The 13,015-nt window shown below is 62.4% G+C and carries 9 protein-coding genes and 1 tRNA gene; 3 read left to right on the forward strand and 7 right to left on the reverse strand.

Annotated elements, in window-relative coordinates; all coding sequences use genetic code 11:
* Together V5B39_RS11285 and V5B39_RS11290 are read left to right on the forward strand one after the other, a co-directional pair.
* Positions 1–1,210 (forward strand): TAXI family TRAP transporter solute-binding subunit (locus tag V5B39_RS11285; protein WP_332342992.1); only part of this gene is annotated, 1,210 nt, incomplete at its 5' end.
* Positions 1,211–1,480: 270 nt separating this feature from the next.
* Entirely contained in the window at positions 1,481–2,338 is an 858-nt protein-coding gene (locus V5B39_RS11290; RefSeq protein ID WP_332342993.1) for a DUF3313 domain-containing protein, read from the forward strand.
* Positions 2,339–2,349: 11 nt separating this feature from the next.
* On the opposite strand, the gene chrA is transcribed toward V5B39_RS11290, so the two are convergent.
* The 7 genes from chrA to queA all read right to left on the reverse strand — a co-directional run bounded on the left by chrA (position 2,350) and on the right by queA (position 12,575).
* Positions 2,350–3,714, reverse strand: coding sequence for a chromate efflux transporter (chrA, locus tag V5B39_RS11295; RefSeq protein WP_332342994.1), 1,365 nt, complete (start codon positions 3,712–3,714; stop codon positions 2,350–2,352).
* Between the two features lie 53 nt (positions 3,715–3,767).
* Positions 3,768–5,360 carry a methyl-accepting chemotaxis protein gene (locus V5B39_RS11300; RefSeq protein WP_332342995.1) on the reverse strand — a complete coding sequence of 531 codons (1,593 nt, stop codon included), beginning with the start codon at positions 5,358–5,360 and terminating at the stop codon, positions 3,768–3,770.
* A gap of 59 nt (positions 5,361–5,419) precedes the next feature.
* Positions 5,420–5,869: a rhodanese-like domain-containing protein gene (locus tag V5B39_RS11305; protein ID WP_332342996.1), complete on the reverse strand. Its 450-nt coding sequence runs from the start codon at positions 5,867–5,869 to the stop codon at positions 5,420–5,422.
* Positions 5,866–6,120, reverse strand: a complete 255-nt coding sequence (locus V5B39_RS11310) for a hypothetical protein (protein WP_332342997.1) — start codon at positions 6,118–6,120, stop codon at positions 5,866–5,868. Before V5B39_RS11310 ends, V5B39_RS11305 begins: the two co-directional genes overlap by 4 nt.
* A 14-nt stretch (positions 6,121–6,134) precedes the next feature.
* The gene (locus tag V5B39_RS11315; RefSeq protein WP_332342998.1) at positions 6,135–7,085 is read right to left on the reverse strand and encodes a DNA-methyltransferase; all 951 of its coding nucleotides are present in this window, start codon (positions 7,083–7,085) and stop codon (positions 6,135–6,137) included.
* Positions 7,086–7,287: 202 nt separating this feature from the next.
* Entirely contained in the window at positions 7,288–11,493 is a 4,206-nt protein-coding gene (locus tag V5B39_RS11320) for a DEAD/DEAH box helicase (RefSeq protein WP_332342999.1), read from the reverse strand.
* Between the two features lie 41 nt (positions 11,494–11,534).
* Positions 11,535–12,575 carry a tRNA preQ1(34) S-adenosylmethionine ribosyltransferase-isomerase QueA gene (queA, locus tag V5B39_RS11325; protein ID WP_332343000.1) on the reverse strand — a complete coding sequence of 347 codons (1,041 nt, stop codon included), beginning with the start codon at positions 12,573–12,575 and terminating at the stop codon, positions 11,535–11,537.
* 127 nt (positions 12,576–12,702) lie between these two features.
* On the opposite strand from queA, the gene V5B39_RS11330 reads away from it, so the two are divergent.
* Positions 12,703–12,789: transfer RNA gene (locus V5B39_RS11330), tRNA-Leu, on the forward strand.
* Positions 12,790–13,015 lie beyond the last annotated feature (226 nt).

Raw genomic sequence — 13,015 nt, forward strand, 5'->3', positions numbered from 1 at the left:
GCCCATGGCCATTGCTCTGCCGCCGACGAACGCGCCGGCCTGTGCCGCACAAACCCTTGACCCTGTTTTCCATTTCCCGGCATTCGACATGAAAAAATCACCTGACTCACGGCTCGCTGGCATCAGGACCCTGCTCGTCGGAATTTCGGCGGCCGTGCTGTCGATGGCCGCCTCTGCCGAAAGCATCGTCACCGGTGGCAGGACAGGCACCTATTACGCCATCGGCAGCAATTTGCGGGATTTTGTCAATCCGACCCTGGAAGTGAAGGATTCCAAAGGTTCCTGGGCCAATGTGGAAGACATGAGCCAGACCCGCGGCGTCACCCTGGCGATCGTCCAGTCGGATGTGTACTCCGCCTTCGTGCGGATGCGTGACGCCAGCGATGTCCCGCAGGCGACGCGCCGTGAATACGCACAATTGCTGGCCAACTTGCGGGTGTTCATGCCCTTGTACCAGGAAGAAATCCATTTCCTGGTCCGCAAGGACGAGCCCATCGAATTCATCCATCAGATCAGGGGGAAACCCATCTGGATGGACATGGAGAAAAGCGGTACCTACCTCACCGCCCTGAACGTGTACAGCAAACTGTTCCAGGAGCGGCCCAATGTCGTGCAGCCCTTCATCAACACCACTGCCACGGGCGATGACGAAGGTACCAAACGACGCCGCTCAGCCCTGATGGCCTTGAGCGATCCGGTTTATTACCAGGCCTATCCGAAGATTGACGTGATGGTGCTGGTGGGCGGGCAGCCACTCGGCCTGCTGGAGAAAAATGTTCCGGCCAACCTCAAGCTGCTGAAATTCGACCCGACACAGGCCAATTCGGACAAAATCCTGCAGGAATACCGGAAAGCGGATATCAGGAAATCCAGCTACCCCCTGCTGAACATGGCCGGCAACGATTCCCCCTCGCTGGCGGTCGATTCCTATCTGATCACGGCCAATTTCGCAGACCCCCAGAGGAATCAGTTCATCCAGGATTTCGCTGGCCAGTTCTGCGAGAAATTCGCGGTTTTACGGGACCGCGGACACGCCAAGTGGCGGTCACTGACCTGGCAACCCGGCTCCGCACTGCCGCCCCTGGCCGCAGGCTGGCAATACTCCGACAAAGTCAAGGAGCGCCTGGCCCATTGCCAGTCCGGCTCCGCCGCCAAACCCGGCCCCAGCGCTTGTAGTCCGCAGGACCGGTTTTCCGGCCTTTGCAAGTAAGGCGATTCCTGCGCAAGCGGGAATCCACCGTGGCAGGGAATCGCGAGGAAAGAAGGGATTCCCGCTGGCGCAGGAATGACGAAAACGGTGCTGGCCGGAGTGCCCGTCTGGCCCGAATCGTATCGTGGAACCCCCGTATCCGCATAGCCGGTGCCGCTTTGCGCGATTGCTGCTTGCCCGCGCGGGCCCACACTCGATCGAGGCGCCATCGACAACCGGTGCAGCGGCATCACCGGGGTACAATCACCACTTTGAACCATGAGAGAAGCGATGATGAATGCGACAAAGGGATTTTCCGGTCCGACCACCGGCCAATCGGCAGTATCCACCAGAGCCCGTCGGTTGACCTACCCGGTTGCGCTCATTGGCGGCCTTGCCGGCACCCTGCTGCTCGGCGGCTGTGCCGAATTGGCGGGCCAATTGACGGGCCCATCGGGCGACGTGACGGTCAGCGATCCGGTTCGGATCACGCGCAGCGGCTTCCTCAGTGACTACCAACGTCTGACGAAAGCGCCCGGTGGCGACGGCGCGTTGTGCTGGCGGAACCCTGAAGTCGACCTCAAACGCTACGACAAGGTACTGATCACCCGCATTCTGGTCAGCCTCAAGGCGGATCAGCAGGAGGCGGTCGATCCGACCGACCTCAAGGCATTGGTCGATTATTTCCACAATGCCCTGAGCAAATCCCTGAAGCCGCAGATGCAGATCGTCACGCAACCCGGACCGGGGGTCCTGGTGTTGCGGATCGAGCTCACCAACCTGGTGCCGACGCAAGTCAGCCGGAGTCTGGCAGGTACCGCGATCCCCTACGGTTTCGTCGCCGAGGCGGCTTCCGGTCCGGCATCGGGGAGACCCGCGGGTTCGACGCCTTATCTCGGCGAGACCGGCATCGAAATGCAGTTTCTCGACGGCGCCAGCAACGTCGTTCTTGGCGAGTGCGCCGATACGCAGATCGGCCGCAAGTACGCCGCCGACATCGATGCCGGCGCGGCCGCGGCCACCAACACCTGGATCAAGGGTTACATGAGCTCGTTCCAGAGCTGGTCGTACGCGCGCGACGCTTTCGACAAATGGTCGCTGCAGATCGCCGATCGATTGGCCGTGCTGCGCGGGGTGAAGCCCCGCTAGCCCGTTCGGGGTCAGGACGGCATGAGCATTTCAACCAGCAGGCCGACGACGGCGCAGGCCGCGATGACGACAATCACATTCTGCCGGTAACGGAACAGGGCGACCGCGGCACCGAGAGCGATCAGCGCGGAGATCCCGTCGAAGCGGCCGGTGAAACCTCCGGGCCAGAGGACGTGGTAGCCGAAAAACAGGGCCAGATTGAGAATCACGCCGACCACCGCCGCGGTGATCGCGGTCAGCGGTGCGGTGAATTTCAACTGGTTATGGGTGGTCTCGACCAGCGGCCCGCCGAGCAGGATAAAAACGAATGACGGCAGAAAGGTGAACCAGGTCACCAGCGAGGCGGCAACTGCGCCGGCAAGGAACAGGCTGTCCGGGCCGAAAACGGCCTTGAGGTAGCCACCGACGAAGCCGACAAAAGCGACCACCATGATCAGCGGCCCGGGCGTGGTTTCGCCGAGTGCGAGGCCGTCGATCATCTGGGTTGCAGTCAGCCAGCCGTAGTGTCCGACGGCCCCCTGGTAGACGTAGGGAAGAACGGCATAGGCGCCGCCGAAGGTCAGCAGCGCGGCCTTGGTGAAAAACCAGCTCATCTGCGTCAGCGTGTGCGCCCAACCATGGGTCGCGGTCAGCAGGCCCATCGGGATGGCCCACAGGAGAGCTGCGACGATGACCACCTTGATCAGTCTGTACCATCCGAAGCGGGCATGCTCCGGAGTCGGCGTGTCGTCGTCGATCAAGGCCGGGCCGAACGTGGCGTCGGCCGGGCCGTGGCCGCCGCCAGGCTGGAATCTATCGGGGGCGACACGTCCGCCGAGGTAGCCGAGCAGCGCGGACACGGCGACGATGACGGGGAACGGTGTCGCGAACGCAAAGATGGCGACGAAGGAAGCTGCTGCGATCGCCCAGAGGATCGAATTCTTCAAGGCGCGCACGCCGATCCGGTGCGCCGCCTGGACGACAATGGCAGTGACCGCCGGCTTGATCCCGTAAAACAGACCCGCCACCAATGGCGTCTCGCCGAAGGCGATATAGACCCAGGACAGACCAATCAGAAGCAGCAGCGAGGGCAGCACGAACAAGGTTCCGGCAGCTATGCCGCCACGCGTGCGATGCATCAGCCAGCCGATGTAGGTGGCCAGTTGCTGGGCTTCGGGACCGGGAAGCAGCATGCAGTAGTTGAGTGCGTGCAGAAAGCGGCGCTCGGAAATCCAGCGACGACGCTCCACCAGTTCCGCGTGCATCATCGAAATCTGCCCTGCCGGGCCGCCGAAACTGAGGCATCCCAGTTTGAGCCAGAAGACGAACGCCTGCCAGAAGCTGACTGAAGAGGGGGCTGCGGGGTTCGCGGGGGTCTGCGCTGCGCTGCGTCTCATCGGGTGGGCTCTCCTTTGCCGAAACCGTTCAACCAGTCATCCCGATACGCCCCTCAAATCTTGAATACACCGATCATTTGCTGAAATCCGCTGGCGAGTTTTTCCATATCCTGGACGGAACGGGTGGTCTCCTCGACGCTCTGCATGCTTGCATCGGCCAGCCGCGAGATATCGGCGACCGCGAGGCTGATCTTCTGGTTGGCGCTGGTCTGCTGTTCGGATGCCTGGGAGATGCCGCCGACGACCTCGACGGTTTCCCGGATGCCGGCGTTGATGTCGGCGATCGCGCTGTCGGCATCGTCGGCCAGTGCCGCCGCCTTGCTGACCTGGTCGACGCTGTGCGTCATGCTGTTGACGGTGATGTTGATGTCACTCTGCGTGGCCTCCACCAGTTGGGAGATCATGTCCGTGGCCTTGGCGGTACGTTCAGCCAGTTTGCGCACTTCATCGGCCACCACCGCGAAACCGCGCCCTTGCTCACCAGCGCGGGCGGCTTCGATGGCGGCATTCAAGGCCAGCAGGTTGGTCTGGTCGGCGATTTCGCGGATCGTGCCGACGATGTCGCCGATCTTGCTGGATAGGGTGCTCAAATGGGAGACCTGATCGGCGGCGGCGCGCACGCTGCCAGCCATCTGTTTCATGTTGGCGCTGGCATTCTGCACGACCTGACCGCCATGTTCGGCGAGGCCGCTCGATCGCCGGGCGATCGTGATCGCTTCGGCGACACGATGATGGATTTCTCCTACGCCTTGGCGAATCGATTCCACCGCGCTTGCGGCATGAGACACCGCATCCTGCTGCTGTTCGGCGAACTGCCGAGCGTGCTGCGACGCCAGGGCGACCTGGGCGGAGGCATTGCCTAAGCGGTCAACGCTGCTGCTGACGTTGTTCAGAACCTGCTGAAACGATTCCACCATGGCATTGAAAGCCTCTGACGCCTGGCCAATTTCGTTGTGTCCGGTCACCTGCACGCGCTGGCGCATATCCTTGTCGCGCTCGATGGCGCTCATCGTTGCCTGCATGTCCTGGATCGGCGCCGTGATCTGCCGGTACAGCCAGAAGAAGGTCGCGACGAGCAGGAGGCTCAGCACCAACAGGAGCAAGGCGACCATGCCCAGTGTCTGTTGCAGCGTCGCCTGGGTGTGGGCCTTGACGGCCTGTTGCAAGGCAGGCATGGCTTTGTCGATGGCTTCGGACTTTTTCACCAGCTTGCCGAAGGCGATCATCGTGTCGTCGTCGCTGGCGCTGATCTGGTTTGTCGGCCGGTTGGCGAATTGCAGGGCTTCGGCCTCGAATACCTTCCATTGCTCCTTGATCGGCCCGAGAATTGCGGCGATTTCGCTGGTGGAGACATGGCTCTCGAATAAGGTCAGCGTGGAAGCAAAATCGGCGACGCCACGCTTGATGAGCTCCCGCGAGGCCGGGGATGCGCCTTCGGCGACCAACAGCTCGTTCATGCCGCGCAGCACGTACTGCAGACTGATCGCCTGCCTGTCGAACTGTGCATTGAGCTCCCCGGCAGCCTGCTGGTGCGAGAACATGCTCCAGCCGGCGCCGAGCATGACGATGCACAGCAGAAAGGCGATCAGGGCGGCGATGATGATCCGGGTCCGGACGCTGAGATCTGCAAGCCAGGCCAGCAGCATGATGGTATTTCCTTAAATCGTGCAAGGGGGCGGCTGTACCGCCCGTGGGTTCGACGGAATTACTCGACGGGGTAGCTCTTGGCCGTCCAGCCGGCAAAGCCGTCGCGCATCCACAGCACGTTCTTGTAGCCGGCCTTGATCGCCAGAACGGCAGCCTTGTAAGACTTCCAGCCAGCGGGGCCATCGCTGTAGATGACGATCTTGGCGGCCTTGTCTGCTGGCAGCTTGTCGACTTCGAAACTGTCCACGGAAACGTCGAAATCCGCTTTGAAATCGCTCTTTTCCTTGTAGCTCACGGCCTTGGCACCCGGTACATGGCCCTTGCCGAAGTTCACGAGGTTACGGGTATCGAAGAACTGTGCGCTCTTGTCGTCGGCAAGTTTCTTTCCCTCATCGACCGAAATCACCTTGCCACCGGCGAGGCTGGTTGGAGTATTCGGTTTGTCGGTGGCGATCGCGGGAAGTGCAGTGAACAGGACGCTGGCAACGAGGACGATAAACTTGTTCATGAGGGATTCTCCTTGGGGTTAAAGCGGGTGTAGCGAAAGTAACGGCATGTTACGGGATTTCTTGATGGAGGAAGATCGGATTTCAGTTGCTCCTCATCGATGATCGTCCTGGAACGGTGACGGGTCTGGGCTGCCTGCATGATGCGGATACGCTTGCCCCGAAGCGCCCCCACCACCAGGGAATCCGCCTGAGTGGGTTCTGGTTTTCGCAATGCCGCGGTGCATGTTTTTTCTCCCTGAATCAGTGCCATCCTTGTCGTCCCTCTCATAGCAAAACGCCTTGCACAGGCTGACACTGCCAGACTTGCCCCAGTTTGGGCATATCAGCGGCAGTCATTTCCAGTGCCGCACCTTTGAAGTCAGGGTACAGCGCCGAAAGCGCCAGGATATTGGATTCCTGCGACTTAAAGTACTCCTCGTCGATCTCAAGTCCTACCGAGTCGTAGCCGACAGCTTGACAGGCTGCAATCGTCGATCCAGACCCGGCGAATGGATCCAGAATCCGTCCATTGCCCAGCGGAAGCAAGCAGCGAACGAGAATCCGCAAAAGATGCTGAGGTTTCAGCGTCGGATGGTTGGACACGGTTTCTTCGATCTGCGGCGTCTTGCCACTTTGGATGACGTCGGGTAAGGGTTGATCGGTTCCAATCCTGCGGAGCGCCCCCGTTCCCCATTTTCTCAGGTTGTCGGCGACGGTCCTTTCCGATATTGGCTTGCGAAAAAGCATCCACGGCTCGTAGCATCCTCGCGGTGTCACACACACATCGGGAAACTCGGTCTCGGCATTTTTGGGCCTGTCTCCACCGCGGAACCCACGATACAGACGAAGAATGGCGCCACGAACTTCGTAGCCTGCTTCGGCAAAACCTGATTGAACCAAGTGCTGTAGCATGGGCGTGCCCGCGATGATGATGTGGGCTCCGGGAACGAGAACCGTTAGCAGCGCTTCTCCAAGTTCGCGAAAGTAGCACCTGACATGTTCTCGCTCTTGGGCAGAAAGCGTCGTGAATCGCGGCAGCGGATCGCGTTGACTGCCGCCAATTGTCGGCGGAAGTCTCCAGACGCCACCCCTGCCGCTTCGCAACTTCGCCATTTCATGCGGTAGAAATTCGACAATCCCGAAAGGTGGGTCTGTGCACACCCCGTGGAAGCTGTTCGGCGGCTGATCTTTCAGCCACTCGAAGCAATTGTCGTGATGTAGTTCATGTCTGGCCATGCGCCGATTTTCGCTTATAGCTGAAAGGCTGTCCAAGTCGCACTGACAGATCGGTAGATGTCGATACTGATGTCGTCAATTGCTCGCGATGGCGTCAGGACCGTTCCGGGCTAGTCCCTCACTGGTCGATATTTGCTCTCCGTTCGGCCGCAGGCCGCGCATAGACGGTGGCCGCCTCGCTGTCGAACGGCAGTCAGCGACTTCATTCCCCCCGAATCAGCGCCACCAGATCCTCGGTCGATGGCAGCGCACTGGCTCCGCCTTCGGCGAGAATGCTTTCAGCGAGCGTGCGTTTTTCCTGGTGCAGGTCGACGATGCGTTCCTCGACGGTGCCCCTGGTGACCAGTCGGTAAACGGTGACGGGTCTGATCTGCCCGATGCGGTGCGCACGTCCCATCGCCTGATCCTCTGCCGCAGGATTCCACCACGGGTCGGTGATCACCACGTAGTCGGCGGCGGTGAGGTTGAGGCCGAAACCGCCGGCCTTGAGACTGATCAGGAAGAGCTCGCCTTCGCCGGCCTGGAATGCGGCGACCCGGCGCGTTCGCTCGGCGGCGGGGGTGGCACCGTCGAGGTACTGATAGCGGATTCCGGCTGCGTCGAGCGGTTCGCGGAGGATAGCCAGAAAATCGACAAACTGGCTGAAGACCAGCGCCTTGTGACCGTTGGCGATGAGCTCGCCGGCCAGTTCGCCAAAGGCCTGCACCTTGGCGCCGCTGATCCCGAACTCCGGGCTGCACAGGCGCGGGTCGCAGGCGGCACGCCGCAGGCGCGTCAGTTGCGCCAGGATGTTGAAGCGGGACTGCGTCTCCGGCGTGCTGTCGAGCGTGCTGTTGAGCTCGTTCACGGCTTCACGGCGCAGGGCTTCGTAATGTGCGGCTTCGGCACTCTCCGGGCTGACCGTCAGGATCAGCTCGATGCGTGGCGGCAGTTCCTGCAGCACTTCTGCCTTGCTTCGTCGCAGCACGAAGGGACCGATCAGGCGCTTGAGGACATGTTGGGCGTCGCGGTCGCGGTTGCGTTCGATCGGACCCGCGAAGCGCTCGTTGAAGCGGTGGACGGTGCCGAGCAGGCCGGGGTTGGCAAAACGCATGATCGACCACAGGTCGGCGAGGCGATTCTCCACCGGCGTTCCGGTCAGCGCCAGGCGAAAATCGGCCTGGAGCTCGAACACCGCCTGCGAGCGCTTGGCGGCGGCATTCTTGATCGCCTGGGCTTCGTCGGTGATCAGCGTATGCCAGTGACGTCCGGCGAAGCGTTCCTGCGCAAGTTGCAGCAGCGTGTAGGAGACGATCAACAGATCCTGCGGCCCGGCCTGGCTGACCAGTTCCTCACGTTCGCTGTCACCGGCGTCGCTGTAGATGCGGGCGTTGAGTGTCGGTGCGAAGCGACCTGCTTCGGTAAACCAGTTGCCGCATACCGAGGTCGGCGCGATGACCAGCGCCGGCCCGCCGGCGGCGCGCTCGAGCAGCACGGCGAGTGCCTGCAACGTCTTGCCCAGGCCCATGTCGTCGGCCAGACAACCGCCCATGCCGGCGGTCGCCAGACGCATCGCCCACTGGTAGCCGTCTTCCTGATAGGGCCGCAGCCTGGCCTGCAGCAGGCTCGGCAGTTTGGGTTCGGCGGACTGGGCGCTGCGCAGACGCTCGATGGCCTCGCGAAAATCCTTGCCGGCGTCGAGCCGGGTGCCGTCGAGAATCTCGTCGAGCCAGGCGGCGGCGATCGTTGGTGCCTTTCCTCCCTGCCTGTCGGTTTCGAGAACGGCAGCCAGTTCGCTGAGTTTTTGTTTGAGTGAGCGCGTCAGCGCAGCATACACACCGTCACCCATCGGGACGAAGCGGGATTTTTCGCGTGCCGCCGTCAGCAGGGTTTCGAGCTGCAGCACCAGGCCCTCGTCGAGCGTCGCCTGCCCGGAGAGTCGGAACCAGTCGTGCTCGCGGCTGACGCTGACGCCGAGCTGCCGCGTATCGACGCTGACGACGCGAACTGCCTTGCCCTTGGGCCATTCAACCGCGGCAATCGCGGCCAGCGTCGGCAGCGTTTCGACCGCTCCGAGCGCCTGCTCGGGGTCTTCGATCAGCCACTCGCTGACGCCGTCGCTACCGTCGAGGAAGGGCAGGGCGTCAAGGACTGCTTCGAGATGCTGGCGCTCGCTCTGAAGGTCGCGTTCGGTGCCAACACTTTCGCCTCCGAGCACGCTCATCAGGCGGAGTCGGCCGCTGCCCGCCGGCAGGCGCGGGCCGTCGGGACCCAGCGGTGTCACCACCAAGCGCAGCGCCAGGTACTCGCCGATCGGCGAGAGTTCGGCACGCAGGCGTGAATCGCTGGCGACCTGCCGGGAGGCCTGTGCCGAGTCGGCGTGTACCTGGAAACGTCCGGCCAGCGCACGCAAGGTCTTTTCGACTTCTGCCTGCGCCCCCGGTGCATGGGCGGGAATGGCAACACGCCTCGAGATGATCTGCGCGGCCTGCTGTTGCGCCGCCGAAAAACGCACCAGCCGGAGACGCTGCGGGCCGTCCTGGACGAGCGTGAGCAGGCGCAGCGCTTCGTTCTCGCGACGCGCGTCGGCGTCTTCGACATAGGGGTACGCGCTTTCGACGACTGGTCGCAACGGTGGCTCGATGCGCATCACGAAGTGTTCGCCCTGACGGACCAGTTCCAGCTCCGGCTGCGATTCGCTGAGTTCGACGAACTGCTCCGGCGCGTTTGCCAGGACGATGCACGGATGACCGACCAGGGCGACGATTGCCGTGGGCAGGTCGATGCGATAGCGGTTGCTGTAGCCGCGCTCGGGGCGCAAGGCGCGCGCCACCTTGGCATCCCATGCCGGCAGATGTTCGTTGCCGAAGATTTTCACGAGGCTCAGCGCGCGGGGTCGGCCCCAGCCGTGCAGACCACGCTTCTGTTCGAGCGGTTTGATGTCGAGTAACTGACCCTCGTTGCCGATCTCGATGGCCCAGAGCAGGCGCGTCGTTTCGCTGCCGGCTTCGGCAGCAGTCTGCTCGCTGCCGAGCGATTGCAGGGCATCGAGAATCGCGCGCCATTGCTCGCCAGCAGCGGCGACAAAATAACCGGTCGGTGGATCGCGTCCGGAAAGTAGCTCTTCGGCGCCACGCAGCATGCGGCTCAGCAACTTCAGATGACAGTTCAGCAGCTTTCGCCGCAGGGCCATGATCGTCTCATGCCAGCCGCTGGCCGTATGCGATGCATTCTGCGTACCTGGCGCAGCGATCGTCTCGCTACCCAGCCAGGCCGAAAGCAGAATGGCCCACAACGAACCCAGTCCCCAGCGTTGTTCCTGGTCGCGGACTGGCTGGAAAGCGGCATGGATGATCGGCGTCTTGCCGAGACGAACGTCGATCGCATGGACCCAGCGCCCCCATACGGAGAATGCACTCGGATCACGCTGGCCGGCTTCGCCAATGCAGAACTTGCGGGCCAGTTCCAGATGCTTCGGGGTCGACTGGGCGAGCAATGCGAGTGGGTAGAGCCAGCCGATACTCACGGGCAGGAGGTTTTTGCTGCCGCCGATTTCGCCCTTGCGCTGCTTCAGGGCTGCCTCGAAAGCGGCCTGTCCGGCTGCCCACTGGCTATCGCTCACCAGGGCTGCGGCCCGGATGGCGGCAGCGAGGCCGTTGTCGAGCCCCTGCAGGGCTTCCTGCAACAGGGCGGGGTCACTGCGTTGCAACGCCAGATCAGCAAGCACCGAACGCAGATCGTCGGACACCTGGTCGGGTTGCCGCCTGATCTGGTCAAAAGCCCACTCCGCGATCGGGTTGAAATCCTCCGCCCAGTTCAAGCCTATCGATGCCACGCCCCGGCGGGCGAGCCGCGAGCGTTCGACCGGATCGATGTACTCGAAACTGGGGCCATCGAAGCCGAGCAGGAGGGCCTGAGTGAGGACGATGTCCCAGTCCATCGAACGTCCGACCAGTTGCCTGGTCACCGATAGCTCTTCGCTCGCTGCGCCGGAAAAAAACTGGGCGCGCACATAGGCAATGGTCGTCGGAAGACTGCTGCTGGGCCAGTAGTAACCGGATCGTGTGGGATCGAAACGATCGAGTTCGGCGACCAGCCCCTGCAGGTGCTTCCCTGGCCGGGTCTCGAGCAACTGCCGGTAGAGCGGCGCACGCAAAGCGTCCACGAGTTGCAAGGAGGTGGGGCGCGCTCCGCCGAGCAGCAGTTTCTTGTCCCTGAGTTCCTCGACTGCGTTCTTCACGTCGTTCGAGGTGAACGCTCTGCCGGTACTGTTGCTCAGACCACTCAAGCCGAGCAGGCGGTGTATATCGGTCGGTGTACGGGCGGTCCACAACAGCGCACAGGCCAGTGCCACCTTGTGCGTATCAGGAGTCAGTCCGTGCTTGTCGAATTGCTCGATGGCGGCGTTGTTCAAGGCGTTCTTGAGCATGGCGGCGGTTTCGGGAAGGGGAGGGTAGACTTGTGAATGAATCAGTCGCGGTGCAGCAGCATGGCGTCACCGTAACTGAAGAAGCGATAGCGTTGGTTGATCGCGTGCCGGTACGCGCCACGGATGGCGTCCAGGCCGGCGAAAGCCGAAATGAGCATCAGCAGCGTCGATTTTGGGAGGTGAAAGTTGGTGATCAGCCGGTCGACGACACGAAAGCGGTAGCCCGGAGTGATGAAGATGTCGGTTTCGGCTGCGCCAGCGTGCAGCTCGCCGTGCTGCGCAGCCGCTTCGAGCGCACGCAGGCTGGTCGTCCCGACAGCGATGACCTGGCCGCCGCGAGCCCGCGTGCGGGCAATCGCAGCGACCGTCGCCGGCGGAATCTCGAAACGTTCGGCGTGCATGCGGTGATCCAGGATGCGCTGTACTCGTACCGGCTGGAAGGTGCCGGCACCGACGTGCAGCGTCAGCCAGGCCATCTCGGCACCGCGCTTGGCGAGTGCGGTCAATAGCGCCTCGTCGAAGTGCAGGCCGGCAGTGGGTGCAGCGACGGCGCCGGGGTGACGGGCGAAGACCGTCTGATAGCGCGCTTCGTCGGCAGCGCTGGCCGCGTGCGTGATGTAGGGCGGCAAGGGCAGGCGGCCGTGGCGATCGAGCAGGCTCCAGAGATCACTTTCGTCAGCCGGTTCCAGCAATTCCAGGTCGAAGAACTCGTGCTGTTCACCGCGACGACCGCGTACGCTCAGCAGGATGGCATTTTCGAGAAGGATGCGGCTGCCGGCCTTCGGCGCTTTGCTGGCGCGGATTTGTGCCACGGCATGGCGAGCATCGACGATGCGCTCGATCAGAACCTCGACTTGGCCGCCGCTTTCCTTCCGGCCAAAAAGGCGCGCGCGGAGCACGCGCGTATCGTTGAACACCAGCAGATCCCCGGCATCGACGATTTCCGGCAGATCGCTGAAGCGGCGATCGTGGAGGGTGCCGTTGGCCAGTTGCAACAGACGACTGGCAGTGCGTTCTGCGGTCGGGTGCTGGGCGATCAGTTCGCCGGGAAGATCGAAATCGAAATCGTCGAGTGTCAGCATGCGTGGGGGGTCTTGCAGAGGGTTGTCGAGCAAGCATCGGCGCGGAGCGGAATGTGGTTCTGCTTGTTCCTTGCCGGAGAATCGGCGATAATCAGGGCCTCTTCCGGCTCGCGAGTAACGAGCCAAAGCCGAGATGGCGGAATCGGTAGACGCAGCGGACTCAAAATCCGCCGGTGGAAACATCGTGGGGGTTCGATTCCCCCTCTCGGCACCATCCAGAACAGCACATGCTTGCAAAGCATTGGAGTATACACGCTTCGGGTAGGCGGGCGTTGCCTGCCCGATCCATGAGGCAATTGACGCCGACAAGCGGGGTGCGCAGGCATGTGGATGGATGACTTTCATGGTCGGGAGTGTCTGGAAAAGTCATGATCGTCAGAATCGCTGACCAATGTTCGGCAGCAAAATGGTCTGCGCGTCGGGGTTACGGCGTGCATGCG

The organism is Accumulibacter sp. (genome assembly GCF_036625275.1).
Classification (GTDB): Bacteria; Pseudomonadota; Gammaproteobacteria; order Burkholderiales; family Rhodocyclaceae; genus Accumulibacter.

Coding starts and splice junctions, on each gene's coding strand:
- V5B39_RS11290 (WP_332342993.1), top strand. CDS start 1,481: ATGATGAATGCGACAAAGGGATTTTCCGGTCCGACCACCGGCCAATCG.
- chrA (WP_332342994.1), bottom strand. CDS start 3,714: ATGAGACGCAGCGCAGCGCAGACCCCCGCGAACCCCGCAGCCCCCTCT.
- V5B39_RS11300 (WP_332342995.1), bottom strand. CDS start 5,360: ATGCTGCTGGCCTGGCTTGCAGATCTCAGCGTCCGGACCCGGATCATC.
- V5B39_RS11305 (WP_332342996.1), bottom strand. CDS start 5,869: ATGAACAAGTTTATCGTCCTCGTTGCCAGCGTCCTGTTCACTGCACTT.
- V5B39_RS11310 (WP_332342997.1), bottom strand. CDS start 6,120: ATGGCACTGATTCAGGGAGAAAAAACATGCACCGCGGCATTGCGAAAA.
- V5B39_RS11315 (WP_332342998.1), bottom strand. CDS start 7,085: ATGGCCAGACATGAACTACATCACGACAATTGCTTCGAGTGGCTGAAA.
- V5B39_RS11320 (WP_332342999.1), bottom strand. CDS start 11,493: ATGCTCAAGAACGCCTTGAACAACGCCGCCATCGAGCAATTCGACAAG.
- queA (WP_332343000.1), bottom strand. CDS start 12,575: ATGCTGACACTCGACGATTTCGATTTCGATCTTCCCGGCGAACTGATC.